The sequence below is a fragment of the Corynebacterium comes genome (assembly GCF_009734405.1).
Taxonomy (GTDB): domain Bacteria; phylum Actinomycetota; class Actinomycetes; order Mycobacteriales; family Mycobacteriaceae; genus Corynebacterium; species Corynebacterium comes.
In genome coordinates this window covers 2,361,220-2,388,149 of the sequence record NZ_CP046453.1, presented here as the reverse complement: position 1 = coordinate 2,388,149, position 26,930 = coordinate 2,361,220, and the positions used below count along the sequence as shown (strand labels likewise).

Sequence of the window (26,930 nt, the reverse complement as noted above, 5' to 3'; positions counted from 1 at the left end):
CGGCCCCTAAGGAATCCCCGACCCATGCACATCATCATCCGCCCCACCGCTGACGAGGTCGCGATCGCCGCGGCGGACATCCTCATCGACCACGTCCGCCGCGGCGCCACGCTGGGACTGGCGACCGGTTCCACCCCGGTCGCCACCTACAAGCAGCTCATCCGACGCCACCGCGCCGGCGAGATCAGCTTCGCGGACAGCCGGGCCTTCCTCCTCGACGAATACATCGGCCTGCCCCCGGAGCACGAGCAGAGCTACCACCACACGATCCGTCACGAGTTCACCGACCACATCGACATCGACGAGGCCGGAGTCGCCAGCCCCGACGGCATGGCCGCTGATCCGTACGCCGCAGCCGCCGCCTACGAGCAGGCGATCATCGACGCCGGCGGTATCGACGTCCAGCTCCTCGGCGTGGGCACCAACGGTCACATCGGCTTCAACGAGCCCGGCACCGCCCTGACCATGCCGACGCACGTCGACACCCTGCACCCGCAGACCATCTCCGACAACGCACGCTTCTTCGACAGCGCCGCCGACGTGCCGATCCATGTCCTCACCCAGGGTCTGGGCACCATCCAGCGCGCCGGACACCTGGTGCTCCTGGCCACGGGTGAACACAAGGCCGAGGCGGTGGCGAGCCTCGCCGAGGGTCCGCTGACGGCGATGTGCCCGGCGTCGGTGCTGCAGCTGCACGCGAACGCCACCGTGATCATTGACGAGGACGCTGCCGGCGGGCTGCGGAACCTCGAGTACTACCGCTTCGTGGAGGCCAACCTCCTCAAGCGCTGATGCCGTGTCAGGAGGCTCGTCTAGGATGGGTAGGCGTGACTCTCCGTATCTTCGACACCACCACCAGATCGCTGCGCGACTTCGTTCCCGTCAGGGAAGGGCACGCCTCTGTCTACCTGTGTGGTGCGACCCCGCAGTCCCAGCCGCACATCGGTCACGTCCGCTCCGGCGTGGCCTTCGACATTCTGCGCCGCTGGCTGCTGGCGAAGGGCCTGGACGTCGCATTCGTCCGTAATGTCACGGACATCGACGACAAGATCCTCACCAGGGCGGCCGAGCACGGCCGTCCGTGGTGGGAGTGGGTCTCCACGCATGAACGTGCCTTCACCTGGGCATACGATCAGCTCGGCGTGCTGCCGCCCTCCGTGGAGCCGCGGGCCACCGGGCACGTCACCCAGATGGTCACCTACATGCAGCGGTTGATGGACCGCGGTTTCGCCTATGAGGTCGACGGTTCCGTCTACTTCGATGTCGCGGCGTGGGTCGCCACCGAAGGGTCCGACTACGGTTCGCTCTCCGGCAACCGCGTCGAGGAGATGGAGCAGGGCGAGAACGACAACAGGGGCAAACGCTCCCCGCAGGACTTCGCCCTGTGGAAGGCCGCGAAACCGGGCGAACCCTCCTGGCCCACCCCGTGGGGTGAGGGGCGTCCAGGCTGGCATCTCGAGTGCTCGGCCATGGCCACCTGGTATCTGGGTGAAACCTTCGACATCCACGGTGGCGGTCTCGACCTGCAGTTCCCGCATCATGAGAATGAGATCGCCCAGGCCCACGCCGCCGGTGACGGCTTCGCCAACTACTGGATGCACAACCACTGGGTCACCATGGCGGGGGAGAAGATGTCCAAGTCGCTGGGCAACGTACTCAGCGTTCCGCACATCCTCGGGCTCGTCCGCCCGGTCGAGCTGCGTTACTACCTCGGTTCGGCGCACTACCGCAGCGTGCTAGAATATTCCGAGTCCGCGCTGCAGGAGGCCGCCACAGGCTACCGGCGCATCGAGGACTTCCTCCACCGCGTCGGCCCCGTCGAGATCGGCACGTGGACCGAAGCGTTCGCCGAGGCCATGGACGATGACATCTCCGTGCCCCGTGCCCTCGCTGAAATCCACAATGCCGTCCGTGCCGGCAACACCGCCCTCGCCGAGGGCTCGCTCGCCGATGCCGCTGCACTCGCCTCCCGGATCCGTGCCATGACCGCGGTGCTCGGCGTGGATCCGCAGGATGAACAGTGGGCGGAGGGGGCGTCGACAAGCGACGACGCCATGGCAGCACTCGACGTGCTGGTCGACGCTGAACTTGAACGACGCACCACCGCCCGTGCCCAGAAGGACTGGGCCACCGCCGATGCCGTCCGCGACCGACTCGTCGCCGCCGGCATTGACGTCACCGATACATCCGACGGCCCGCAGTGGTCGCTGAAGAACTCTTAAAGGACTAGATCATATGGCCAACCAGGGACGACCCGGGGCACGACGCACCAACAAGAAGGGCGCCGTCAAGGGCTCCGGCGGGCAGGTCCGCCGTGGACTGCAGGGCAAGGGCCCCACCCCCAAGGCGGAGGACCGCGAGTACCACGCCGCACACAAGCGCAAGAAGGTCGCCGAGCGACGCGCCTCCGGACGTCACGTCAAGGAGAACCCGTTCGAGCTCGTCGTCGGCCGCAACCCCGTCATCGAGTGCCTCCACGCGAAGGTGCCCGCCACGACTTTGTTCGTCGCCGAGGGCACGGGCGCAGACGACCGCCTCACCGAGGCCGTACAGCTGGCCACCTCCCGCGGTCTGACCATCACCGAGGTGTCCCGCTTCGAGCTGGACAAGATGACCGGCAACGGAATGCACCAGGGCGTCGGCCTGCAGATCCCGCCCTTCAAGTACACGGACGTGCACTCGCTGATCTCCTCGGTGGCAGGTTCCGGAGAGCCCGGTATGTTCGTTGTCCTGGACAACATCACCGATCCGCGCAACCTCGGCGCCGTCATCCGTTCCGTCGCTGCCTTCGGTGGCCATGGCGTGGTCATCCCGGAGCGCCGCTCCGCCAGCATCACCGGCGTCACCTGGCGCACCTCCGCAGGTACTGCCGCACGCCTGCCCGTCGCACGGGAGACCAACCTCACCCGCACGATCCAGGAGTTCAAGCGCAACGGCTACCAGGTCGTGGGCCTCGACGCCGGTGGCGAGCACACCCTGGACACCTACGACGGGGGCACCGAACCGGTGGTCATCGTCGTCGGTTCCGAGGGTAAGGGCATCTCCCGACTGGTCCGCGAGAACTGCGACGTCATCATGTCCGTGCCCATGATCGGTTGGGTCGAATCGCTCAACGCCTCGGTCGCGGCCGGCGTGGTGCTCTCCGAGTTCGCACGCCAGCGCCGCGCAGCCGGTGTCATGGGGGCAGCGGGCAGCTAGGCCCAGCCGAAGAACCGGGCCAGCACGTCCGAGGCGACGACGGAGTCGGTGCCGGGGCCGATGCTGGCGGGCAGCTGCTTCGGGGTGGGCACGACGTGCCCCATGCCGTCGATGCTCCACAGCTCGACGGTGGGTAGTCCTTCGCGGGACCAGCTGTCGACGGTGACCCCCTCGGGGCCGTGCACCGTCTCATGGTCCGGGTCGCCCAGCCCGTTGGCGGTGGCGAAGTACCGGGCAGATTCGAGAGCGGAGACGAGAACGCCGCGGGAATGGGCGGCGTCGAGACCCGCCACCCCGCCGTCGTACTTGACGATGCGGTCGGCGGTGCCGTGCATCGCCAGGAAAGGCGTGGGGACGCTGACAGTGCCCAGGCCCTCGACGCGGTTGTCGGCCGCCGGCATGGTGGCGGCGAAGGTGGCGGCGCCGGCGAGGAGACCGGGGGCGTCATGGAGTAGCCGCATCACCATCTGGCCCCCGTTGGAGTAGCCGCACGCGTGGATACGCGACGTATCGACGCCGCGGTTGTCGGCCAGCCAGTCGACGATCGCGCGGGTGAAGCCCACGTCGTCGATATCCAGCTCGCGGGTCTTCTCCAGCAGTCGCAGACGGGTGTCGTTGAAGTGCCGGTCAACGCCGTCCGGGTAGACCAGCACCGCGCCTGTCCGGGCCACCATGTCGTCGAAGATGCGGCCGGTGAAGTTGCGGGCGACGTTGCCGTTCTGCAGTGAACCGTGGAAGTAGAGCAGCGCGGGAGGCTGCTCCGGTAGCTCGAGAGGGGTGACAACGACGAAGGTCCGGTCGCGCCCCTGATGACGAAGGACGACGCGTTCGGACGTGTACGGCTCCTGGATTCTCACGACGAACAGTCTAGCCGTACCCTCCTGCTAGGTTTGGGGCATGGTCAAACGTGCCCGCAGCCGCGGGACTCTCGCCTCGCTCGCCGCCGAGCTGGGGGTGTCGCGGACGACGGTGTCGAACGCGTACAACCATCCGGATCAGCTGTCGGTGGAGTTGCGGGAGAGGATCCTCGCTGCCGCTGAGGCCCGCGGTTACCCCGGCCCGGACCCCATGGCGAGGTCCCTGCGTACCCGCCGGGTCGGATCGATCGGCGTGCTGCTCACGGAGCATCTGACGTACGCCTTCGAGGACGTCGCCTCGGTGGATTTCCTCGCGGGCATGGCGGAGTCGACGTCCGGTGCGGAATCGGCGTTGACGCTCATCCCGGCGGGCCCCTCGGAGGTTGACGCCTCGGCGCTGGTGGGGCGGGTCGCTGTTGACGGGGTGGTGGTGTACTCGGTGGCGGAGGGCGATCCGCATCTCACGGCGGCACGTGCCCGGCAGCTTCCCATGGTGGTGTGTGATCAGCCGACGGGTATCGATGACCTGCCTTTCGTGGGCATCGACGACCGCTCCGCCATCCGCCCCGCAGCCCGCGCCCTGGTTGATGCGGGTCACCGTCGCATCGGGATCCTGGCGATCCGGCTGGAACGGGAGCGGCATGACGGCCCCGTCGACCTGGACACCCTGCCCGATGCGGCCCTGCACGTGCAACGCGACCGCGTGCTCGGGGCGTTGGATGAGTTCACGGCCGCCGGTATCGCGCGGGAGGAAGTGCCGGTGATCACCAGGCACATCAACGACCACGCCAACTGCCTGTCCGCCGCCCGTGAGATGCTCACCGGCCATCCCGACCTGACGGCCGTGCTGTGCACCACCGACTCGATGGCGTTGGGTGTGCTGGAATATGCCCAGGAACAGGCGATCTCCATTCCGGAGGAGCTGTCGGTGACGGGATTCGACGGCATCCGCAACGCGCTCATGGTGGGGTTGACCACCGTCATCCAGCCCAACAAGGAAAAGGGTGCGGCGGCCGGCCGGATGCTGCTCTCGCTCATCGACGCCCACATTGCGGATCTTCCGGCCCCCGGCCCGCCGCCCCGCGAGATCCTGGCGACCACGTTCCACCGGGGCACCACGGTCGCGCCGCCGAGGGAGTCACCGGACCTTGTCGGGCCAGTGCTCCCCACCTTCCGCGGGTAACATCAGATCCGACAGGTCCAATCGCACTGACCAGCAAGGACAGCGATCATGCTCGCATTCGCCCAGCGCTCATCCACCGTCCTCCTCGTCTCCGGTCTCCTGGCCGTCATCGTCGGCGTCATCGCCGTCGCCTGGCCCGGTCTCACCATCCTGACTCTGGTGCTCATCTGGGGGTGGTACGCGCTGGCGGACGGCATCCTCGCCCTCGTCGCAGCATTCCGCTCCGAAAACCGGAACTCCCGGGTATTCCTCATCGTCATCGCGGTCATCGGTGTGGTGGCAGGCCTTCTGGCCATCTTCCGTCCGCTCGACAGCGGCGTGGCCCTCGCCTGGATCCTGGGCATCTGGCTTCTCGCCAGGGGTGTGTCCGAGTTCATCTCCGCCTTCTCCCAGAAACGGGAGACCTCCCGGTGGCTGCTGCTGCTCGGCGGCGTCCTCTTTGTTGTCGCCGGCATCATCTTCATCGCCAATCCCGGCACGGCGGCCCTTGCCGTGAGCAGGTGGCTGGGCATCTGCGCGATCCTCTGGGGTGTATTCATCCTCGGTGCCGGCCTCACCCGGCGTGCCGCCGCGAAGGAGGCGAAGCAGACGGTGGCCGCCTAATGTCGCCTGAGGGTTCCCAGTTCGCGTCCCCCGGCGTCGAAGACATGCAGGGTGTCTCCGTCGACCTTGAGGCTCTGGGCGCCGGACAGCCAGGTGTCCACACCCTCGCAGGCCATCAGCGTGGACGCGATCCCGGACAGCTGGATCGAGTCACCGGCTTCCTCCCAGGACCCCATGAGTCGGTTGCAGCCATCGGTGCCGGAGAGACGGCCGTCCTCGCTCAGGGTCAGCTGCGGCTGCCCGGGTTCATCGACTCCCCAGTCATCCACGGGGGACGTTGCGGAGGAACAGCCCGGAAGCAGCAGGGCGGACACCATGAGGGCGCTGACAGCGAGACCACGGATGCTCATGCCCCCGATCCTAGGCCTCCAGACCGAACCCGGGATCCCGGCCCACGTAGGCCATGAGTCGGACTCCGGCCGAGGCATCCGGGGACACCTGCGCCGCCGGGCCGAACCGGCCGGTCTCCCGGAGGGAATCACCCAGTGACTCCAGTCCCGCGAGGTTGCGGGCGGCGTAGTCGGCGTCGAGGGTGACGTCCCGGCCCTGCGAGCGGGCGAGATCCCAGGTGTGCATGAAGATGTCGGGCAGGAGGAACCCGGCGGTGGCCCGGGCCACGGTCTGGCCCTCGTCGGGGCCGGAGGTGAAGGGGGCGTCGGCAAGCGACGGGTCAGCGAGCAGCGCACGGACCGCGGAGACGAACTCGAACCAGGCGCCGGCGGGGTCGGCCTGGAGGTCGGCGGGGAAGGTCAGGTCGACGTCGGCATTGCGCAGGTTGGCGGGATACCACGTGAGCAGATGATTGACGATGTCCCGGGCGGACCAGCCCTCACACGGGGTCGCGGCGGACCAGTCGTGCACGCGGTGCACCTCTGCGGAGAAACCTGCGGAGATGGCCTCGAAACGTTCGGCGACGGTGCGGGGTAGGCCGAGGTGGGCTGCGCGGGCGTCGGCAAGCGAGGTGAGCAGCTCCGCCACCGCCGGAATGTCGGCGATCCTTTCCGTGGCGGCGGTCTCGCCTTCGCCGACCTTGACCCCGACGTCGCCCTCACGCAGGCTGCGGAAGCCGTCCTCGTCGGTGGCGTCGTCGCCGATGAACACCGCGACGGTGGGCTGGACCCGCTCGATCTCCGCGGCGAGCCAGGTGCCCTTGGTGGCCTCACTGACGGAGAACTCGACGATGTTCTTGCCGCGCGTCACCCGGACGCCGGGGATATCGATGGACATGACGGCGTCGAGGAGCGAGTCCGCCGCCGCCTGGTCAGTCGAGGCCAGAGCCGCAGCGTGGGCGACCCGCTGGAAGGGCTTGTACTCGATGTACACGACCGGATGGGAGGCGAATTCGGCAAGCTGTTCCTCCACGGCGCTCAGTTTCTCGAGCATCGAATCGGTCAGCGCCACCGCGTGCTCCGCGGACTCTGAACCGTGCGATCCCGCCAGCACCACCGGAGCGACCAGCGGACAGACCTCGGCCAGTCCCTCAAGGTGGCGGCCCGTCAGGAGGGCGACGTGGGTGTCCGGCAGGCCTGCGAGCCGGGTGAGCGCGGCGACCGAGTCCAGGTTGACGGGCACGGCATAGATGTCGGGGGAGAAGCCGGCCAGAGTGCCGTCGAAGTCGGAGACGACGAGCAGTTTCTCGGCTGTGGCGAGGCGGGCGATCGTGGCGGGGGGCAGACTCATGGCCCCACTCTAGATGGCGGAGAGTCCGATGGCAGGCCGGTCGACGGCGTCGGTACGCAGGGTCAGCACCAGGGAACGGTCATCATGGCGGACGTCGAATACCGCACCGGGCTCGATGAGCCCCGTCAGTTGCCCGTGGGACCAGGCTGCGCTGCAGTTCTCCTCGGTTTCCCTGACCTCGAGGCGATCGACTGTGAGAGTGTGGGCGCTCTCCACGTCGGTTTCCTCACCCTCGCGGCTGAAGCGGACGGTGCCCTGGAACGGGGCGCAGCCGGTATGCCCGGACACCGAGCGCTCGCCGAAGGCCAGCCGGGCGCGGCCGGCGGTATCTTCAGGAAGGGCAGAGGGTTCACCCGGGGTGGTCCAGATATCCGTGACCAGCCACGTTGAACCCGCGACCTCGGCCGTGGGCGCAGAGGAGCAGCCGGCCAGCAGCAGCGTGGCGGCCAGCCCGGCACCGACCATGGACAACGGGCGCCTCATCGGGTCTCCTCCAGGGACGTGAGGAAGGCATCGGCCCACCGGTTGACGTCGTACTCCGCCACCTGCCGGTGCATGGCGAGCATTCGATCCTTCATCACGTCGGGGGTCGTCGACAGCCCCTGCACCGCCGTAAGGATGGCGCGCTTGATGGACTCCAGGTCGAAGGGGTTGCACAGGTTGGCCTCGCGCAGTTCCACGGCCGCACCGGCGAACTCGGAGAGCACCAGTGCCCCCGAACCATCGCCGTGGCAGGCGACGTACTCCTTCGCCACCAGATTCATCCCGTCCTTGAACGGGGTGACCAGCATGACGTCGGCGGCCTCATAGTAGGTGCGCAGCTCGTTCTTCGGCAGTGACTGGTGCAGGTAGTGCACCACCGGCCGACCCATGGCGCCGAAGGTTCCGTTGATCCGGCCGACGGCCTCCTCCACCTGGGAACGCGCCATCTGGTACTGCTCGATGCGTTCGCGCGATGGGGTGGCCACCTGCATCAGGACGGTTGACGCCGGGTCGAGCGCCTCCGACTCCAGCAGCTCCTCGAACGCCAGCAGGCGCTGCAGGATGCCCTTGGTGTAATCGAGCCGGTCGACGCCGAGAATCACCGTCTCCGGGTTCCCCAGCTCTGCACGGAGCTTATCGACGCCGCCTTCCTCCCCCTCCCCGAGCGAGCCCGGGTCGATCGAGATCGGGAACGCGCCGACGGCCACGCGGTGGCCGTCATGGGTGACCACATGGGCGTCAATACGTCGGGTGCCTGCGGTGCCCTCCACGGTCAGTCCCTCGGTGACCGCACACAGGTCGAGGAAGTTCCGGGCGTTCGATTCCAGGTGGAAACCGATGAGATCCGCGCCCATGAGGCCACGGATGATCTCCTCCCGCCAGGGCAGCTGACGGTACAGATCCGGGCTGGGGAAAGGAATGTGCAGGAAGAAACCTATGCGCAGATCCGGGCGCAGCTGCCGGAGAATCCCGGGGACCAGCTGCAACTGGTAGTCCTGCACCCAGACGGTGGCCCCCTCGGCGGCGACCTCCGCGACCTCCTGCGCGAAACGCAGGTTCACGTCGCGGTAGGCGGCCCACCATTCCCGGTGATACACCGGGGTGACAATGAGATCGTGGTACAGCGGCCACAGTGATGCGTTGGAGAAACCCTCGTAGAAACCCTCGAAGTCCGCCTCGGTGAGGCGGACGGGGTGGAGGAGTACCCCGGCGTCGGTGCGGAACGGCTCAGGCGCCTCGTCCGAGACACCGGGCCATCCCACCCAGCAGCCCTGCTGGTTCTCCAGGACGGGGGAGAGCGCGGCGACCAGCCCTCCGGGGCTGGGGGACCACGTGCGTGTGCCGTCGGGTGCGGTATGCAGGTCAACCGGCAGGCGGTTGGCCACGACCACGAATCTGTTGTCGCCGCTCATACCTGGCGCTTAAACCTTCTTTGCCGTCTTCTTGGCGGTGGTCTTCTTCGTCGCCTTCTTGGCGGGGGCCTTCTTGGCGGTGGTGGTCTTCTTCGTCGCCTTGCGGGTGCGTTTCGCCGGTGACGGCTCAGTCTCCTCCAGCTCCGCGGCGACCTTCTTGTAGACCAGTCCGTTCGGTTCCACGCCCAGCATGCACATGAGGGTCACGCCGTCCATGAAGTCCTGCGAGTACGTGGCGACGATACGGCGGGCGGCGGCGGCGGTCTTCTCCTCCACGGCATGAAGAGCCTCGGGAGTCGGGCGGGTGTCAGTGACCTTCGGCGGCACGGATCCTCCTGGGAAAGTGGTGGTCAGGGCACAGTAGGCTCTTCATTCTACGCTACCGGCGCGGGGATTTCCGCACCCGCCCACGTGGACGCTCGGAATTGGCCCGCAGCGCACCGCTCTTCTGCCTGGCCATCTGCTGGAAAGTGTGGCGCCGGGCAGAGCGGAAGTACCGGTAGGGATTCAGCGCAGGCGGGCGGCGCAGACGGCGTGCGACCCATTCGCCCAGTACAACGCCGGCTGCCAGGCCACCGGCGGTGGCCAGCGCGATGACGATACTGGTGAAGCCGATCAGTGTCTGTTCGTGCATCAACGAGTGCATGCCCCGGTAGACGGTCAGGCCAGGCAGGAAGGGGGTGATGCCGGCGATTGCGGTGATCAGCGGCGGGATGAGGAACCGGCGGGCGAGCAGACCGCCGGCCAGGCCGATGACCACTGCGGCCATCGTCGCGCCGACCACCGGTCCGACCTCCAGGGGAACCAGCAGGAAGTAGTAGAAGGCCGATCCCGCCAGTGCGCTCAGCCCCGAAATGAGTACCGAGGACCATTCGGCGTAGCAGGCGACGGCGAAGCCCGCCGAGGCCAGGCCACCGCACACCACCCGTACCGAGGCTGTGGTGAAGCCCGATGTGGGAATGGTTTCCAGCGGGGGAAGAGGCATCCCGATCAGTACCGAAATCTGGATGCCGATACCCACGCCGGCCACGATCGCCCCTGTGAACAGCAGCGCCTCGAAGAAGCGTGCCGATGCCGTCACCGGCGCCCCCGTGATCCCGTCCTGCAGCGACTGCACCAGCGTCAATCCCGCCAGCAGCACGATGATGCCGGAGGCGATGACCTGGCCCGGGGATATCCGCACACCGGCGTCCGCGGCCAGGGTGTAGATGATCGCCGCCGGGAGCGTGGCGATGATCCCGCCGAACATGTTCTGGAAGAAGTACGGCAGACCATTCCGGTCCAGCCAGGTGTTCAACGCCATGATGAGCGTTGCCGTCAGGAAAGCCGTGATGATCACGAGTGCCCCACCGCCCAGCAGACCGGCCACCGATCCACCCAGCACACCCCAGCCCAGGATGGCCGTCCAGACCCCGTAGGCCGTCGGCTTGGCCGACAGATCGTCGAGAATCTTCTCGGCCACCTCCGGTGGGGTCGCACCGGCCTGAATCGACCGGATGAGCCGGTCGACCTCGGAAAGTCGGGAGAAGTCTGTGGTCATCCGCCGCACCACCCGGAACACGTTCACCGGGGTTTTCCGGGTCGTGCCGATGGTGGTGAAGATCGTGATGGTGTTCAGCGTGATGTCCACGTGGCAGTAGTGCAGGCCGTAGGCGGACGTCACCGCATGGATCTGCGCCCGGGTGTCCGAGTTCGAAGTGCCCGAGGACAGCAGGATGTCACCGATCCGGGCGGCGATGTCCATCACCGCCGCCACCTGCGCCTGATCGGTCAGGTCGACGGGTGCGAGGGGGGACGGCGGAGGGGCCGCCTTGGCGGCATCGATCGTGGCAATGCGGCCGGACGCGGTGAACGTCATTCTCAGGCGGTCTAACAGGGAGGACACGGGCGCCACCCTAGTCGCCCTGTCGGTTTCGGACACACCCGCACCCTCAGGTACGATTCTCTGCGGACGGGGATCATCCTCCTCGCCGTGCTGGAGTGGCGCAATCGGTAGCGCAACGGTCTTGTAAACCGTAGGTTGCGAGTTCAAGTCTCGTCTCCAGCTCTTCAGTCCCCGGGCCATCGGCCCGGGGATTTTTGCTCAGGGGCCAACGTAGATTCCCCTGCAGGGGGCGACACCGTTGACCGCCTCCGGCCTCAGTGGGCGGGCAGCAGCCGCCGTCCTGGGGATCGCCGACACCCATGGGCCGGGCCTGACCTTCAGAATCCGACCCATCATCTGGAAGGGGCGCTGTGGCAACCAGAGCTGGATGCCTGCCGACCATTGGCTGGCGTGCCGCGCACCAAGGGTGACAGTTCCATCGGTGTGGCCGAAAAGCGAGTCTGTGACAGCTCCCGACCCTGGGTGGAGGTGGGCAGGCTGGGGTTGGAATCCCACCATCAGCCGTATCTGTTCCCGGAAAACGGGCATTTCATCACCCCCCACGGCGCGATGACCGGCGCGCAGCATGGTTTTGCGCCCGACCTCTTCCTATGGTATGATGTATCGTCCAACGGCCTTCGGGCCTTTATAGCGCATCGATGACACGACACGCGAGGTTTCTACGGGCACCTTCTGACACGGCACGGTCGATCAGCTTTCCCACCGCCAATTGTCAGGAAATCTATGCCACCGTCTCGAACCGTCCCTCTGTATTCCGAAAAACGTGCTGTCGGGATGATCGCAGTCGCGGCTGCCGCCGCGTTCCTCGCCACCTTCAATGAGACCTTCCTCAACGTGGCTTTCACGCCCATCATGCAGGACTTCAATGTCGACGTGAACACCGTCCAGTGGCTGACCACCGGCTACCTGCTGGTGGCCGCAGTGTTCGTGCCGGTCTCAAACGTCCTCTACCATCGATTCCCCACGCGTCCGCTGTTCGTCGCCGTCGTCGCGATCATGGTGGTCGGTTCAGTGGTGGGAGCCCTCGCGCCGACTTTCGGTGTGCTGCTCTTCGCGCGCCTGCTGCAGGCCATCGGAACCGGCCTGCTCACCCCTATCGGCATGAACATCACCCTGGCTGTCTCGCCGCGAGAGAAGCTGGGGCTCAACATGGGAATCATGGCGGCGATGACCACACTCGGTCCGTCACTGGCGATCGTTCTCTCCGGCGCACTGCTGACCTTCGCACCGTGGACCACCCTGATGTGGGTGTTCGGTGCTCTCACTCTCCTCGTCATGCTCGCCGGCGCCATCGTTCTGCGCAACGTCGCTGAGCTCGGCCGTCCGGTGCTCGATATCCTGTCGTTCCTGCTCGTGGCTGTGGGCCTGATCGGCATTCTTTACGGTGTGTCCGCCGCATTCGGTGGCGCTGCCCTCTACGCCGGCATCTCCGCTGTCGTTGGGCTGCTGGCACTGTGGCTGTTCGTCATCCGCCAGCGTCGCATCGAGCATCCTCTGATCGACCTGCGACCGTTCTCCAACGCGCCGTTCGTGTTCGGCGTCCTGATGACCATGCTCGGCCTGGTGTTCGTCTTCGCGATGAACGTCATCATCCCGCTGTTCCTGCAGTCTGCACGCGAGATGTCGCCGCTGGGTGCTTCGCTCACCCTCGCCCCGGGAATCCTTCTCACCGTTGTGGCGGGTCCCCTGGCCGGCCGTCTGTATGACCGGCACGGTGGTCGCTGGACGATCCCGCTCGGTTTCCTGATCATGGCGGTCTTCGTCACCCTGGTCGGAGTCGCTGCCGGCTACTCTTCCATCCTGCTTTTCGGTCTGCTCTACGTCCCGGCTGTGCTGGCTACCGCGCTCGTCATCGGGCCGTCCCAGACATTCGCTCTGTCCCAGCTTGACCGCGAGACCAGCGCCCATGGCGTCACAGTGGTCTCCACCAGCTTCCAGATCGCCGGCTGCGTGGGCACCTCCCTGGCCGCCGGTATCTACGGCGCTTTGGCCGCCTCGAATGTTCGGGCCGGAAACAGCGAGTTCGACTCATTGCTCACCGGTTTCCGCGGTGCCGTCGTCTTGGTGGTCGTCACCTCGCTCATCGGTATTATCCTGGCGTTCCTCGCGTACCGTTCGGCGCAGGCCCAGCGTTCGACCGAGACTGCCCGGAGCCCGGAAAACACCGTCGCGTCGATCATGAAGTCCGATGTGTACGCCCTGTCCTCGGACCAGACGGTGCTTGGCGCCTTGCAGACCTTCGCCGAACGCGGCATCTCCGGAGCACCCGTCCTCCACGCGGACGGCTCACTGGCAGGCTTCCTCTCCGATGGAGACGTCATGCGCTACCTCTCCGCAGCTCATCCCTCCTCCACCTCGATCTATTCCTACGCGATCGGTGCTGATGAGGACCTGGAGCAGGCCATGTCCGACCTGGCGGGTCTGAATGTGATGAAGCTGGCCACCCACGACGTTCTCACCATCGACGTGGGCTCATCGATAGCAGACGCTGTTGCCGCGCTGTCGGATGCGCACATCAAGAAGGTTCCGGTGGTACGTGGCGAGAACGGCCCGGTGGTGGGCGTTGTGAGCCGGTCGGCAATCAATCGTCTGGCAATCGCCGGTTACCTTCATGCACGGGGTGAAGCTCCGCAGCTGGCGGACGTGACGGCAAGCTGAGTCGTGCCGGCACTGAGCCGTTGAGGTGAGGCAGGTCGGGTCCCACAGGGACCCGACCTGCCTCTTTCTGCACTCATACAGTGGACAATCACCTCGGGTGCTCTGGGCGGAGGGGGGAGTCCTGTGGGATCCCCGAATTGTCATACTCGAAAGGAATCTACGAATTCATGGGATTCCAGGGGATGGGGACAAACCGGCAGGGGGCCTTGGCCGGGTGGAAGGAGATTTTCCCTCCTCGGGACTCCGTCTCGGGCAGAATGAACAGAAGAATGATCCGGGTCACACTTCGGTCCTCCGTCTGGACGCGCCGTGACCGCCACCCGCAGGAGAATTGATCATGGACACCACGTCGCGACGCACACGATGCCGCGTGACCCCACGAGTTTCCGGCCGGGAGTGGAGGATAGGCGCCCGCGCCGTCGGGGTGTATTTCGGGAGCATGGCTGTGCTGAATACGGTGCACACGGTGCGCATCGCTCCCGATTTTCTGCAGTGGCTGCGTGACAACACTTGGTTGCCGCCCTACCGGCCGGTCCTGGGCGCCCTGGTACCGGTGGCCCCTGCCGTTGTCCTCGGCTCGGCTGCTTTCCAGGCCGTTGTCGGCTACCAGCTGCTGCGCGGCCGTCGGGTGTCCGGGTCACTGCGGTGGGCAGAGGCCTGGGTCCTGGGACTGATACCCGCCCTGCCCTGGCCGTACTGGGTGGTGAATGTGGTCTCCGGGGGTATCTTCGAGGTCATTCGTCGCGGCGTGATCCGTCACCCCTCAACGTGAGCTACCGAGCCGTAGGAGGATCGTGCCTGTCACGGGCTCATGGAACCGGGAGGGTTCGGCCGGGGGCGATACGTCGCGGGGGCAATCGAGTTCCTGCAGCGGCGGGTAGATCATCGGGGAGCTGAGCGGGTCAGCCGATGTCGGGCTGGTGCACAACGGCGGCCGGTCGACGTCTGCGGGGGTGGCGGGCGTCGACCGGAAGGTCGATCACCTCTCCGGGCTTCCTTCACTGGACTAAACTCACCGCTCGGCCCTCCCACCTGCGTCAATGTGCGGGTGGCCCGAATCCCGAAATGAGATTGTCTTGCGGAAGCCCCTCTCCACCATCGCGTTCACCATCACCGGCACAGTTGCCTGCAGCATCCTGCTGTCCACCCCGGTTCTGGCCCAGAGCTCCTCCGGCTCCTCCGGCTCACAGACCACGCCGTGGGCCGGCGGCCCCTCCGAGGGCCTGGTGGTCAACCTGATCGGTGATCTCCTCGGCCCCGGCATCTCCGAACATGTCGGCGTGATGGCGGGCGATCTCGGCATCATGGCCTCCCTGGGGACGGGGAAGGAATTTGCCATCATCTTCGGCGATTCTTTTCGGGGTGCCCGCTTCGGCGAGGGCGAGTGGATGAGCCCGGTGGGCGTGGTCGCGGAGTTCGACACCGACGGCCGCATCATCATCAAACGCGCCCTCAATAACGACGAGGTCGTCCAGCAGCTCCTGGATTATGAACACAACGCGCGTGGTCTGACCCTGCTGCCCTCGGACGTCATCAACATCGACGGCACCCTGTACATGCAGGGCATGTGGAACGAGGGCGTCGGCAACGTCCTGTACACACAGATCTGGCGGTCTCCTGATCAGGGTGTGAACTGGGAGAACGTGGACATCACGCCGAACGACTACATGGGCGGCATGGGCAACCTCATCACCTGGGACCTGAGTCCGGACGGCTACGTCTACATGATGTCCTCGCAGTTCAAGCGCTCTCACGACGTCTACCTCACCCGCTTCCGTCCGGAGGACATCGGCACCCGTGAGGCGTGGGAGCACTATTCCCTCGACCGGAATGGCACCGGAACGTGGGGCACCGCCTACACACCGGTCCTGAGCCAGAGTGTGCGGGCCGGCGAGATGTCCCTGCGCCACATCGAGGGGCACTGGGTCCTGAGCATGTTCAATGCCGAGACCATGGCCATCGAGGTCCGCATTTCCCGGGAGATCGCCCGCGACTGGAACGAGATCACGCCCGCCAACGTGGTCGTCGCCGGTTCGCACGGCTGGGGCGGGGCACAGGACGAGAACAACTTCACCCAGCTCTACGGCGGTTACATCGCTCCCGGCTCGACCCTGGGCAACATGGACCTGGTGGTCTCGCAATGGAACACCAGCAACAACAGCCGCTACATGTCCACCCAGTTCAACGTGCAGGGACTGGACAAGTTCTTCGGCATCACCCCGGAGGACGCCATGCGCAGTCGCAGCCTGACCGAGACGCCGCAGGCCCCGGCCGTGGGTAACCAGGATGTCATCAAGGTCGAGGTCACGCAGGTGGACGAGCAGGTGGCTGAGCAGCTCGCCCCGGAGGAGATGATGGAGAGCCTGACCGAGATCACCGTCATCCCGCTCGACGATGCGGACCCCGTTTTCCTCGAGGCGGCCGATGGCCCGGGCAGGTTCGCCGGATAGCTGAATCGCGTCATGGCGCGGTAGCCGCCATGACGCGATGCCACGTCCCTGAGACCGGAGGCCGGGGGTCTGCCTATGCCGGTGGTGCAGGGGGTCCCGGTGCAGCGCTCCCTGAGTAGCCGGATGTTCCCGGCGTTACCTCCGCACCCCGGTGGGCGAGATGAGCCCGGGTGTCGGTGGGACCCTGGTCCAGGCGGAACGGCGGGTAGTCGTCGCGCAGCAGCAGAACATAAGTGGAGACCCGGTACACCCACCGGTTGAGGCCGATGATCAGTGCGAAGATGTCGTGGCGGTACCGACCGGTGAACAGCAGTATGACTGCGGCAATGAGCACCAGCAGGCCCAGGAGGGACATGCTCCAGCCGTTGTTGTTCCGGTCTGCCCCCATCATGACGGCGCCACCGCTGCCGGTGAGGATCCCCACGATCAACAGATGGGGAATGGCCAGCAGCCACCACTTCACCAGGACGAGTCCCCTGGAGAGCCGGTCGGGGTAGTCCACATCCAGCTCCGCCGGATAATCGGCACGCGCCAGGGTGAACGGAGGGTAGCGGTCCGTGCCCAGGGCCGAGTAGGCATAGAAACCCGCCCGCCAGTTCCACCGCAGCACCCCGACGCTGAAGGAGAACCAGGGGCGGGGATAGCGGCCCGTGAACAGGATGGTGAATCCGGCGGCAATCGTCGTGACCACCAGCGCGAACCACAGCAGGGCCAGGACAATGTAGTGCGGTATGGCCAGCAGCCACTTGATCAACCACAGCCCGCGGGAGAGTTTTTCGTCGAGATGGCCGGTGAAGGACAGCGGGTGCGCTGCCGGGCTGTCGCCACCCCATTCTGCTCCTTCCGCCGGCATCTCCTCAGGGCCGCCCCGGCGCCGAGGGGGCACCTGGTCGATGTCGCGGCCCAGACCTGCGGAGCCGAGCAGCAGCAGGGGGATCCCGAGGAGCAGTCCGATCAGTCCGGCGATCAGCATGCCGGGGTTGACGAAGCCGAGGAGTTCAGTTCGGGCGCCGGGCTGCAGGTCGATCCACACCGGTCTGGTGGCATCAGCATTCATCACAACCAGCGTCCACTGGCCCGCCTGCAGATCGAAGGTGATCTCCTGGGTTCCGGTACCCGTGGCGGAGACAGCCCAGAAGTCCTGCTCTGCCGGTGGCGCCGGGCTCTGGTTTCCTGCGGTCTCCCGGAGGTCGCCGTCGGCGTCCTGCGTCCAGGACCACTGGCCGGATCGCTGCCCTCCGTCGGTCCAGGACATGTCTCCGAGCACGCCGTGGGGCACATTGTCCAGATAGTCCGAGATGTCGGCTGTCTCAGCGATGCCGAGGAAAATGGGCTGGTCAGGGACCACGGGAGTCGCCCGGACCTGAATGCTGGCCAGGTCCTCGAGTGGTGGTGCGCCGGAGAGTCCGGCCTCGCCGGGATCGATCACCATGGATGCTGTGGTGAGGGCGTGGCCGGTGCTCTGGAACCGTTCCGGGTCTCCGGAGAGGTACCGGCCGTCCTGCTGCGCGGACTCGGCCCCCATGAGCACCGCTGCGCCGATGGTCAGCCCCAGTCCGAACGCCGTGAGGAGAACTCCGAGCACCAGCAGGACCCAGTTCAGCGGTCGCATACGGGCAGGTCTTTCGCGGAGTGGGGTTGACTCGGTTGGATAGGTCGGGCTGGAATCCATGACGCTTCCTTGATGAGGTGAGAAGAACATGTGACGGTGCGGGTGTTGGGCAACCGTTCACGTCGATCTCCTGACGCTCAGCTCGCCCCTGTTCACGTGTGACGACTCTTCTGGTGACGCTAGCAGCGTTTTCCTGGCTTTTCGGCTTCCCGGCAGGTTTGAGATGACGTTGCAATGAAAGCGTCATTTTCGCAGGTCGGGCGAGTGAAAACGGTGATTCGGTGGACCACCGGACTGCCTGATGGAAACGGGTGTGACATGTGCCCGTCAGGGCCATTCCCGGCGCGGTGATCCGACACCGGTGGCGGCCGGCCGTCACCCACCGTGATCCGCGTCCCCGTGTTTTCCGGAGAGCACGTGCCCGCTGCCCGTAGAATGGGCGGCTGTCAGTTGAACCCACACAAGGAGACACAGCACATGGCCAACATCAGGGTCGCGATCGTCGGTTACGGCAACCTCGGCAGGTCCGTGGAGAAGCTCATCGGCCTGCAGCCGGACATGACTCTCGCGGGTGTGTTCTCACGCCGCGACAGCCTGGACACCCTCGACCCGGACACCCCGGTGCTGCCGGTCGCGGATTTCGCCGCCCACACCGGGCTTTTCGACGTCGCCGTGCTCTGCCTCGGCTCCGCCACCGACATCCCGGAGCAGGCGCCGGAGTTCATCCGCCACGCCAACACGGTGGACACCTACGACAACCACCGCGACGTCCCGCGCCACCGCGCCGAGATGGACAAGGTCGCCAGGGAGAACGGCACCGTCGCCGTCGTCTCCACCGGCTGGGACCCGGGCATGTTCTCCCTTAACCGCACAATCGGGCAGGCCCTCCTGCCGGGTGGCAGCCAGAACACCTTCTGGGGACCGGGCCTGTCGCAGGGGCACTCGGACGCGCTGCGTCGTATCGCGGGCGTGCACAAGGCCGTCCAGTACACCATCCCGTCCCCGGATGCGCTGGATGCGGCACGCAGGGGTGAGGCCGGCGGGCTCACCGGCAAGCAGACGCACCTGCGTCGCTGCTACATCGTGTGCGATGAGGCTGATCGGGAGCGCATCGAGAACGAGATCCGCACCATGCCCGACTACTTCGTCGGTTACGAGGTCGAGGTCAACTTCATCGACGAGGCCACCTTCGACGCAGAGCACACCGGCATGCCGCACGGTGGCCACGTGATCACCGCAGGGGACACCGGTGGCTACACCCAGGCGATCGAGTACACCCTCGAGCTGGAGCGCAACCCCGACTTCACCGGTGCGGTCGCCCTCGCCTATGCACGTGCGGCCCATCGCCTGCGTGAGGCTGGCCAGTCGGGCGCCTACACCGTTCTGGAGGTCGCGCCCTACCTGATTTCGCCGGATTCCCTCGACGAGCTCATCGCCCGCGACGTGTAGCGGCACACTCAGCGGGTGAGCATCCCCGCGGCGTAGGCCGCCTGGCCGACATGCTGGGCGGCGTCATCGATGATGGAGACCAGCCGCACCCCGCGGGTGACGGCAGGGTCCCAACTGCTGTCGATGACCTCGGAGAGGTCCTCTTCGTCGAGTCCGGCGGCGTAGTCGCTCAGACCTTCCAGAGTGGCACGGAGGTAGTCGGTGAGCAGTTGCTGGTCATTGACCACGACCGCCCCCGCCTCCCGGTGGTCGTGTCCGTAACCCAGGGTGTCTCCCACCTCACCGAGGCCGAATCTGTCCCGGTAGTGCGTCCAGAGTTCCGGCCGGCCGCTGAGGTGGGAGAGCTGGACGTCGACCTCGCGGCCGCTGTGCCACAGCAACCAGGCGATGGAGTTCGGGTGGTTCCCGGGGTGGGCGTTGAGTTGCGAGGCACTCAGCAGCGGTAGTTGCTCGGCCACCGCGATGGGGCGGGAAGCCATGTCCTGGATCAGTTCGGTGACATTCATGCCTCCACTGTGCCCATTTCCGAGGCACGGCGGGCGGGTTTCGTCGGGTCGGTGACGCGCATCAGCAACGCCGCGCCAACGGCCAGGACGGTGACGATGCCCAGGATGCCGTAACGGTCGTTGCCGCCGCCGAGGAAGACGAAGGCGGCGAAGGCGATGGGTGCGAGCCAGGAGACTGCCCGGCCGGTGGTGGCGTAGAGGCCGAACATCTGGCCTTCCCGGTTGTCGGGGGCGACACGGGAGAGGAAGGACCGGGCGGCGGACTGTGCCGGTCCGACGAAGGTGCACAGGATCAGGCCGAAGATCCAGAAGCCCACGGGTCCCTGCACGAAGAACAGGATCACCCCGACGGCGATCATGATGACCAGGGAGCCGAGGATGACCGGCTTGGGTCCGAGGTAATCGTCGAGCCAGCCGCCGGCCAGCGCGCCCAGCGCGGCCGTGATGTTGGCGGCGACGCCGAAGAGCAGGACGTCGCCGGCGGAGAGCCCGTAGACGCTCACCGCGAGGATCGCGCCGAAGGTGAAGACTCCGGCCAGCCCGTCGCGGAAGACGGCGGAGGAGATGAGGAAGAACACGGAGTTCCGGTCCTCGTGCCAGAGGCTCTTCAGGTCGCGGAACAGGCGTCGGTAGGACTCCCGGAAGGTGTCGGCCTTCTCCCCGGAGGGGCTGATCTCGGGGACCCGGAAGAACACGGGCAGGGCGAAGAGTCCGAACCAGACGGCGGCGAACACGGCCACGACCCGGATGTTCAGTCCATCCCCGGTCGGCAGGTTGAGCAGGCCGCGGGTGTCTCCGGAGCCGGCGACGAACCCGACATAGCAGGTCAGGAGCACGACGATGCCGCCGAGGTAGCCCATGCCCCAACCGAAGCCGGAGACACGGCCGACGGTTGTGGGCGTGGAGATCTGTGTGAGCTGCGCGAAGTAGTTGACCTCGGCGATCTCGAAGGTGATCGACGCGATCGCCATGACGGTGATGCCGACCCAGAAGTAGACGGCGGCGTCGTCACGCACGAAAAACAGTGAGGCCATCAGCGCGACGGTGAGGTACGTCCACGTTCCTAAGGCGCGGCGGCGGCGGCCGCGCAGGTCGGAGCGTTGGCCCATCACGGGGGTGATGGCGGCGATGAGGACGCCGGCCAAGGCGATCGCGAAGCCGTAGTACTGCGCCGGAGTGAAGGTGCCGGAGATGTTCTGGCCGACCGTGCCGGTGAGGTACACCGAGAAGATGAAGGTGACCAGCACGGCGTTGAAGGCGGCTGATCCCCAGTCCCAGAGGCCCCAGGCGAGGACGGTTCGACGGTCGGTCATGAACCGTGAGTCTAGGACGGGATCTGCGCCAGCGCAGCCGCGAGCAACCGTTCCCGGTCGGCCGGGGACAGCGGCTCGTGGTGGAGGTGGTCGTGGGCCCACAGTCCGTAGGCGATCAGCTGTACGAGGTAGGCGTCGGAGGTGTCCGGTCCGGGCATCCACCGCTTGTCGACGCCCGCCCACACCGCCCGGTACCCCGGGTCGTTGCGGGCGTCCAGGATCATGATCAGCTCCGTCAGCTCGGCGGTGCGGCCCATGGAGATGAGCACCGCGCGCAGTCGCTGGGCGTCGGTGAGTTCCTCGGCCGGGGCGCCGGCGATGCTGCGCAGCTCCGTCTCCCACGCCTCTGCCAGGTGTTTATGGATGCCCAACAGCAGGTCATGGCGGGAGGGGAAATGGTAGATGATGCCGGACTTGGAGAGCCCGGCGGCGTGGGCGAGCGATTCATAACTCAGGGCGTCGAGACCGTCGGTGGCGATGAGGGACACGGCGGCGTCGAGAATGAGATCATATTTACTCCGGCGCATGTGCACCTTTCGGGTTGTGGCGGAAAAACCAACCGGTCGCGGCCGCGAGGACGGCGGCCAGCGCGCTGATGATCAGCAGGATGTTCAGGTAAGCGTTGTCGTAGGCCGCCCCGTCGATTGCGGTGAGCATGTCCCCGCCGGCGGATCGGGCGTAGAGCAGTGGGAGAAGGCTGCCGAGGACGGCCACGGACAGCAGAGTGCCGAACTCGTAGGAGACCGCCTCCACTCCCGCGGCCATGCCGGCGCGCCGGACCGGGGCGGAGCCGATGATCGCGGTCGAGGACACCGACATGATGGCACCCGCTCCGGCGCCGACCAGCGCGAGGGAACCGATGAACAGTGTCAACGTGTCGTGGCGTCCCGCCCAGGCGGCCAGCCCGACGCCGAGCGCCATGGCCAGGAAACCGCCGGAGATCAGCGGGGCGAATCCCAGGCGGTGCAACGTCGCTCCGCCCAACAGGGAGAACGGGAAGGCGGCCACCGTCACGGTGACGACGATCAGGCCGGCCTCCAACGGGCTGTATCCGGCGACGAGCTGGAAGCGTTGGGTGGTCAGCAGCTCCAGCCCGGCGACGGCGAACATCGCGCCGGCCGCGGCGAGCACCCCGCCGCTGAAGATGCGGGAGCGGAAGATGCCGAAGGTGAGCAGGGGATCGTCGAGACGCTCCTGACGGCGGAGGAACACGACCGAGCCCAGAACCGTGAGCAGCACGGCCACTGCCAGGAGCCACGCCGTGCGGTCCGGATTGGCCAGTTCCTTGATGGCGGTGACCAGTGACGACAGGATCACCAGGGCGTAGAGAGAACTGACTGCGTCCCAGCGTTTGCCCGGGTTCGGCATGTTCGGCGGTGCGACGACGATGGCGGACACCAGCGCGGCCAGGACGATCGGCACGTTGATGAGGAAGACCGAGCCCCACCAGAAGTACTCGAGGAGCAGGCCGCCGAGGACCGGACCCAGGGCAGCGCCGATGACCGCGACGGAGCCCCACACGCCGATGGCGGTGTTGCGCTCACGCTCGTTGGTGAAAGTGATGCGGATCAGCGCCAGGGTGGCGGGCATCATTGTCGCCGCGCCCAGGCCGAGGAAGGCGCGGGCGGCGACGAGGGACCATGCGTCCGGCGCGAAGGCGGCCGCCAGGGAGGAGGAGCCGAAGATGGCCAGGCCGAGGAGGAACATCAGGCGGTGGCCGATCCGGTCGCCGAGGGTGCCGGTGCCCAGCAGCAGGCCGGCCAGCACGAGGGGGTAGGCGTTGATGATCCACAACCCCTGGGTCTCGGTCGCGCCCAGCTGCTGGCGCAGTTCCGGCAGGGCGGTGTAGAGGATGGAGTTGTCCACTCCGATCATGAGCAGGCCCAGCGAGATGACCAGCAGAAAGGCCCAGCGTTGGGCGGGCGTGGAGTCCACGTTATCGAGATGTCTCACACCCGCAAACTGTACCGACCGTTCGTTACAGTTACAACACAAGGGATTCTGGGGTTACTCGCAAATCGTGGACAGTTAGTTAACCCCGAATCAGATCGGTGAATCCAGGCTAAAGCGTGTCTCTAACAAGTGGTCGTCAGCGACATCAGCTGGTCAGCGTCGTTGACGCCTATGCGGACAAGGCGGAGAGCAGGAAACCCATCCATCCCGAGTACGTCGCGGCGCTCATCGACGAACTGGCCGCTGAGGATGCCGTCTTCACCATCGACACCGGCATGTGCAACGTCTGGGCCGCCCGCTATCTCACCCCCAACGGCCGCCGCGCCGAACTCGGCTCCTTCCGGCACGGCACCATGGCCAACGCCCTGCCCTACGCCATCGGCGCGCAGCTGGCCGACCGCGACCGCCAGGTGGTCACCTTCTCCGGCGACGGTGGCCTGTCCATGCTGCTCGGCGAGCTGCTCACCGTGAAAATGCATGACCTGCCCATCAAGATGGTCGTGTTCAACAACTCCTCCCTCGGCATGGTCAAACTCGAGATGCTGGTGGCCGGCATGCCGGACCACGGCACCGACCACGAGCACGTGAACTTCGCCGCCATCGCCGAGGCCATGGGCATCCGCTCGGCCCGCATCGAGGACCCGAAGAAGCTGCGCAAGGGGCTCAAGGAGGCCTTCGCCCACCCCGGCCCGGTACTCATCGACGTGGTCACCGACCCCAGCGCCCTGTCCATCCCGCCGGAGATCACCGGGGACATGCTGGTGGGTTTCTCGAAGGCCGCGACCCGCACCGTCTTCGGTGGTGGCGTCGGCCGCATCGTCGACCTGGCCCGGGCCAACCTGCGTAATATCGGTGCCGCCGGGGCGGTGTAGGGGGCAGCCCTGGTCTATCCCTGCCGGCGCAGGTGTTCCCCGAGGTAGGGCAGGCCGAAATCCACGTGCCCGTATCCGGCTGCCCTGATCAGGCCCCTCTCGATGAGGCGGCGCCGGTAGGTCGACTGCTGGTTCGCTGGCAGGCCCAGCAGCTCGGCGACCTGCCCGGTGGCGGTGGGAGTGCCCAGGGAGATCATGGCCTCGAGATACTCCCGTTCCCGTTCCGGCAGGCCGCGCAGGGCAGGCTGGTGGACCTGCATGCCGATCCGCTCCCGCACCAACGGCAGCGCCTGGTCGACAGCGGCGTGTTCAATGGTCTCCCCATCGGCAATCGTCCAGGCGATGGAACCGACCACCTGGATGAGATAGGCGTATCCGGCGCAGGCTGCCACAGCCCTGCCCAACGCCTCCGGTGTGAAGCGGCGCCCGCTGGTAGCTGCCGTGGCCGCCAGGGTTCTGGCCACCTCATCGTCCGGGAGGGGGCCCAGCTGGATGGGCATGGCCCGGCGGAGGAAGGTGGTGCCGGGCAGGTCAAGCAGTTCGGCAATCTCGAAGGGGAGTCCCGCCACGGCCAGGGCGACCGGCAGTTCGTCGCGGACCAGATCCTGGATCGCGTCAGTGAGCTGGTGGAGGTCCTCCGGTGTCGCGGACTGGAGTTCATCAAGGGGGAGGAAGAGGCCGGAGCCGAGTTCCTTCAGCAGGGTGCAGACCTCCCGTAGCCGGGTCCGCAGGGATTCCGCGGGGGCAGTCGGCTGGGTGACCTCGGTTGCGATGGACCCCACCCCGGCGATCGATCCTCCGGTGATAGTCCGCCGGGGTGCAGTCCCATCGAGTGCGTGGCGGAGGCGGGGCAGGTCCACGTCACGCAGCTCCGTGATGGGGTCCCGGGAGGCCGGAACGCGGATCACCCGCCAGGCGGCGGTGCGGGCCTCATCCTCCAGGAGGTTGAGCAGCACGGTTTTGCCCGCACCGCGGGCGCCGCTGATCAGGGTGAAGCGGTAGGGGGAGCCCGGACCTTCCCGCAGGGAGAGCCCCACGTTGGCCACGAGGCTTTCTCGCCCGGCAACCACGGTCGGGGTGGTGCCGAAGCTCGGACGAAACGGGTTGGCACCGACGGTAACAGCCACTTCTCCTCCTGTACGATCTGTACGATCTTCGCCCCACCGAGCCGCCCCTTGCGCTTGACGTGGCGTCAACCAGCACACTGGACACGTGACCGACCACACCATCGGCGAGGCCGCCGACATCCTGCGCGTGACCACCCGCACGCTGCGGCACTGGGACCACATCGGACTTCTCGTGCCGGGCTGGCGGACCTGGGCCGACCACCGTCTCTACACGGAGGCGGATCTGGACCGGGCGTGGCAGATCCTCGTCTACCGCGAGGCCGGTCTCCCGCTCAAGGAGATCGTTGAACTGCTGGATGAGCCCGCTTCCACCCGGGACGCCCTGCTCCACCAGCGCGAGGTGCTGGTGGAACGCATCGGTCACCTGCACCGGATGGTCCGGGCAGTCGATGACATTCTCAAGGAGGAGACCATGTCCGTGGAGGACCGCATGAAGCTCTTCGGTGACCAGTGGAAGCCGGAGTACCAGGAGGAGGCGCAGCAGCGCTGGGGTGACACCCCGGAATGGGAGCAGTCCCAGGCCGTGGCGGCCAACCTCAGTGACGGTGACTGGCTCGCCGTGAAACAGGAGCAGGACGAGTTCGTCGCGCTCCTCGCGGATGCCGCGGCCCGCGGCGTGGAGCCGGGGAGCGAGGAGGCGCGCAGGGTCGTCGAGAAGCACCGGGCGTCCATCGGTCGTTTCTATGAGATCGCACCGGAGAAGCAGGTCCTGCTCGCCCGCATGTACACCCAGGACCAGCGCTTCAACGCCACCTACCAGGGGCACGCGGAATACCTGCTCAGCCTCATCGAGGCCCAGGCGCAGCAGGAGGGAATCGATCTGACTGACGTGCAATGGCGCTAGACACCCGGTGGATGCCCTTGTCCAGGAAACTTCCAGACTTCGTTCAGCCGGGTCGAAGAGCGGGGTAGTTGACTCGAAGGCATCTACAGGGAAAGTGATGGACAATGGAAGACATGAATGACACACAGGCAGGCCCGAACGAGATCAAGGTACTCGTCGTCGACGACGAACCGAACATCGTCGAACTGCTCACCGTCAGCCTGAAATTCCAGGGTTTTGACGTCCGTACGGCCAGCTCCGGCACGGAGGCACTGCGCGTGGCGCGGGACTTCAACCCCGACGCCTACATCCTCGATGTGATGATGCCCGGCATGGACGGCTTCGAGCTGCTGACCAAACTGCGCAGTGAGGGACTCGACGGGCCGGTGCTCTACCTGACCGCCAAGGACGCCGTCGAGAACCGCATCCACGGCCTGACCATCGGCGCCGACGACTACGTGACCAAGCCCTTCTCCCTCGAAGAGGTGATCACCCGACTGCGCGTGATCCTGCGCCGTGGCCACATCAACGAGCAGAACCCGGAGGATGCGGCGATCACCTACGCCGACCTCACCCTCAACGACGAGACCCATGAGGTGACCAAGGCAGGCAGGATCGTCGAGCTGTCGCCCACGGAGTTCAACCTGTTGCGCTACCTCATGCTCAACGCAGAGGTCGTGCTGAGCAAGTCGAAGATCCTGGACAACGTGTGGCACTACGACTTCGGCGGCGACGGCAACGTGGTCGAGTCCTACATCTCCTATCTCCGCCGCAAGATCGACACCGGTGACGTCCCGCTGATCCACACGGTCCGGGGCGTCGGATACGTGCTCCGGACGCCCCGCCAGTGACGCTCCCTCCCTACC

The 26,930-nt window shown here is 66.6% G+C and carries 25 protein-coding genes, 1 tRNA gene and 1 pseudogene; 14 read left to right on the top strand and 13 right to left on the bottom strand.

From position 1 onward, the window contains the following. Window positions 1–24 precede the first annotated feature (24 nt). The 3 genes from nagB to rlmB are packed head-to-tail and all read left to right on the top strand — an operon-like array spanning window position 25 to window position 3,198. Window positions 25–792 (top strand): glucosamine-6-phosphate deaminase, encoded by a 768-nt coding sequence (gene nagB, locus CETAM_RS11435; protein WP_156228960.1) that lies wholly within the window; start codon window positions 25–27, stop codon window positions 790–792. A 35-nt stretch (window positions 793–827) separates the two neighbouring features. After that, window positions 828–2,222, top strand: coding sequence for a cysteine--tRNA ligase (gene cysS, locus CETAM_RS11430; protein WP_156228959.1), 1,395 nt, complete (start codon window positions 828–830; stop codon window positions 2,220–2,222). A 13-nt stretch (window positions 2,223–2,235) separates the two neighbouring features. Next, window positions 2,236–3,198: a 23S rRNA (guanosine(2251)-2'-O)-methyltransferase RlmB gene (gene rlmB / locus CETAM_RS11425; RefSeq protein ID WP_156228958.1), complete on the top strand. Its 963-nt coding sequence runs from the start codon at window positions 2,236–2,238 to the stop codon at window positions 3,196–3,198. On the opposite strand, the gene CETAM_RS11420 is transcribed toward rlmB, so the two are convergent. Next, complete coding sequence (locus CETAM_RS11420) at window positions 3,195–4,055, bottom strand: alpha/beta hydrolase family esterase (protein ID WP_156228957.1); 861 nt, start codon at window positions 4,053–4,055, stop codon at window positions 3,195–3,197. The genes rlmB and CETAM_RS11420 overlap by 4 nt on opposite strands. A 40-nt stretch (window positions 4,056–4,095) precedes the next feature. Between CETAM_RS11420 and CETAM_RS11415 the strand changes: the two genes are divergently transcribed. Together CETAM_RS11415 and CETAM_RS11410 are read left to right on the top strand one after the other, a co-directional pair. Next, complete coding sequence (locus CETAM_RS11415; protein ID WP_156228956.1) at window positions 4,096–5,238, top strand: LacI family DNA-binding transcriptional regulator; 1,143 nt, start codon at window positions 4,096–4,098, stop codon at window positions 5,236–5,238. Between the two features lie 48 nt (window positions 5,239–5,286). Next, window positions 5,287–5,841 (top strand): HdeD family acid-resistance protein, encoded by a 555-nt coding sequence (locus tag CETAM_RS11410; RefSeq protein WP_156228955.1) that lies wholly within the window; start codon window positions 5,287–5,289, stop codon window positions 5,839–5,841. Here CETAM_RS11410 and CETAM_RS11405 read toward each other — a convergent pair. Genes CETAM_RS11405 through thrE form a run of 6 tightly spaced genes read right to left on the bottom strand, consistent with a single transcriptional unit; the run spans window position 5,838 to window position 11,274 of the window. Further along, window positions 5,838–6,191, bottom strand: coding sequence for an META domain-containing protein (locus CETAM_RS11405; protein WP_156228954.1), 354 nt, complete (start codon window positions 6,189–6,191; stop codon window positions 5,838–5,840). The genes CETAM_RS11410 and CETAM_RS11405 overlap by 4 nt on opposite strands. A gap of 10 nt (window positions 6,192–6,201) precedes the next feature. Further along, window positions 6,202–7,521 carry a trehalose-phosphatase gene (otsB, locus tag CETAM_RS13995; RefSeq protein ID WP_156228953.1) on the bottom strand — a complete coding sequence of 440 codons (1,320 nt, stop codon included), beginning with the start codon at window positions 7,519–7,521 and terminating at the stop codon, window positions 6,202–6,204. Window positions 7,522–7,530: 9 nt separating this feature from the next. Then, window positions 7,531–8,004, bottom strand: coding sequence for an META domain-containing protein (locus CETAM_RS11395; RefSeq protein WP_156228952.1), 474 nt, complete (start codon window positions 8,002–8,004; stop codon window positions 7,531–7,533). Continuing rightward, complete coding sequence (locus CETAM_RS11390) at window positions 8,001–9,416, bottom strand: alpha,alpha-trehalose-phosphate synthase (UDP-forming) (protein WP_156228951.1); 1,416 nt, start codon at window positions 9,414–9,416, stop codon at window positions 8,001–8,003. The genes CETAM_RS11395 and CETAM_RS11390 overlap by 4 nt, the downstream gene beginning before the upstream one ends. A gap of 9 nt (window positions 9,417–9,425) precedes the next feature. Then, window positions 9,426–9,743: a hypothetical protein gene (locus CETAM_RS11385; RefSeq protein WP_156228950.1), complete on the bottom strand. Its 318-nt coding sequence runs from the start codon at window positions 9,741–9,743 to the stop codon at window positions 9,426–9,428. A gap of 52 nt (window positions 9,744–9,795) precedes the next feature. Further along, complete coding sequence (thrE, locus tag CETAM_RS11380; protein WP_156228949.1) at window positions 9,796–11,274, bottom strand: threonine/serine exporter ThrE; 1,479 nt, start codon at window positions 11,272–11,274, stop codon at window positions 9,796–9,798. A gap of 116 nt (window positions 11,275–11,390) precedes the next feature. Between thrE and CETAM_RS11375 the strand changes: the two genes are divergently transcribed. From CETAM_RS11375 to CETAM_RS11355, 5 genes are all read left to right on the top strand, one after another. Further along, window positions 11,391–11,463, top strand: a tRNA-Thr gene (locus CETAM_RS11375). 228 nt (window positions 11,464–11,691) lie between these two features. Beyond that, complete coding sequence (locus CETAM_RS11370) at window positions 11,692–11,943, top strand: hypothetical protein (RefSeq protein ID WP_156228948.1); 252 nt, start codon at window positions 11,692–11,694, stop codon at window positions 11,941–11,943. Window positions 11,944–12,075: 132 nt separating this feature from the next. Next, the gene (locus CETAM_RS11365) at window positions 12,076–13,959 is read left to right on the top strand and encodes an MFS transporter (RefSeq protein WP_156228947.1); all 1,884 of its coding nucleotides are present in this window, start codon (window positions 12,076–12,078) and stop codon (window positions 13,957–13,959) included. Window positions 13,960–14,398: 439 nt separating this feature from the next. Beyond that, window positions 14,399–14,731, top strand: a complete 333-nt coding sequence (locus CETAM_RS11360) for a hypothetical protein (RefSeq protein WP_156228946.1) — start codon at window positions 14,399–14,401, stop codon at window positions 14,729–14,731. A 463-nt stretch (window positions 14,732–15,194) separates the two neighbouring features. After that, entirely contained in the window at window positions 15,195–16,409 is a 1,215-nt protein-coding gene (locus tag CETAM_RS11355) for a DUF4185 domain-containing protein (protein ID WP_197085861.1), read from the top strand. 73 nt (window positions 16,410–16,482) lie between these two features. On the opposite strand, the gene CETAM_RS11350 is transcribed toward CETAM_RS11355, so the two are convergent. Continuing rightward, on the bottom strand, window positions 16,483–18,021 hold the full coding sequence (locus CETAM_RS11350; protein ID WP_156228944.1) for a DUF4389 domain-containing protein: 1,539 nt from the start codon (window positions 18,019–18,021) through the stop codon (window positions 16,483–16,485). Between the two features lie 477 nt (window positions 18,022–18,498). Between CETAM_RS11350 and CETAM_RS11345 the strand changes: the two genes are divergently transcribed. Next, entirely contained in the window at window positions 18,499–19,470 is a 972-nt protein-coding gene (locus CETAM_RS11345; protein WP_156228943.1) for a diaminopimelate dehydrogenase, read from the top strand. A gap of 8 nt (window positions 19,471–19,478) precedes the next feature. On the opposite strand, the gene CETAM_RS11340 is transcribed toward CETAM_RS11345, so the two are convergent. Genes CETAM_RS11340 through CETAM_RS11325 form a run of 4 tightly spaced genes read right to left on the bottom strand, consistent with a single transcriptional unit; the run spans window position 19,479 to window position 23,242 of the window. Further along, window positions 19,479–19,976: a mycothiol transferase gene (locus tag CETAM_RS11340; RefSeq protein ID WP_156228942.1), complete on the bottom strand. Its 498-nt coding sequence runs from the start codon at window positions 19,974–19,976 to the stop codon at window positions 19,479–19,481. After that, complete coding sequence (locus CETAM_RS11335) at window positions 19,973–21,391, bottom strand: MFS transporter (protein ID WP_330221201.1); 1,419 nt, start codon at window positions 21,389–21,391, stop codon at window positions 19,973–19,975. Before CETAM_RS11335 ends, CETAM_RS11340 begins: the two co-directional genes overlap by 4 nt. After that, window positions 21,301–21,816, bottom strand: coding sequence for a TetR/AcrR family transcriptional regulator (locus tag CETAM_RS11330; protein WP_156228940.1), 516 nt, complete (start codon window positions 21,814–21,816; stop codon window positions 21,301–21,303). The genes CETAM_RS11335 and CETAM_RS11330 overlap by 91 nt, the downstream gene beginning before the upstream one ends. Then, a complete protein-coding gene (locus CETAM_RS11325) occupies window positions 21,803–23,242 on the bottom strand; it encodes an MFS transporter (RefSeq protein ID WP_269076378.1) in 1,440 nt (479 codons plus the stop codon). The genes CETAM_RS11330 and CETAM_RS11325 overlap by 14 nt, the downstream gene beginning before the upstream one ends. 191 nt (window positions 23,243–23,433) lie before the next feature. On the opposite strand from CETAM_RS11325, the pseudogene CETAM_RS11320 reads away from it, so the two are divergent. Then, a pseudogene (locus tag CETAM_RS11320) lies at window positions 23,434–24,114 on the top strand (thiamine pyrophosphate-dependent enzyme); the annotation flags it as partial. Window positions 24,115–24,128: 14 nt separating this feature from the next. Here the strand turns inward: CETAM_RS11320 and CETAM_RS11315 are convergent. After that, window positions 24,129–25,241 carry an ATP-binding protein gene (locus CETAM_RS11315; RefSeq protein WP_231587480.1) on the bottom strand — a complete coding sequence of 371 codons (1,113 nt, stop codon included), beginning with the start codon at window positions 25,239–25,241 and terminating at the stop codon, window positions 24,129–24,131. 85 nt (window positions 25,242–25,326) lie between these two features. On the opposite strand from CETAM_RS11315, the gene CETAM_RS11310 reads away from it, so the two are divergent. Beyond that, on the top strand, window positions 25,327–26,085 hold the full coding sequence (locus tag CETAM_RS11310) for a MerR family transcriptional regulator (RefSeq protein ID WP_156228938.1): 759 nt from the start codon (window positions 25,327–25,329) through the stop codon (window positions 26,083–26,085). A 104-nt stretch (window positions 26,086–26,189) separates the two neighbouring features. Further along, entirely contained in the window at window positions 26,190–26,915 is a 726-nt protein-coding gene (locus CETAM_RS11305; protein WP_407923928.1) for a response regulator transcription factor, read from the top strand. Window positions 26,916–26,930 lie beyond the last annotated feature (15 nt).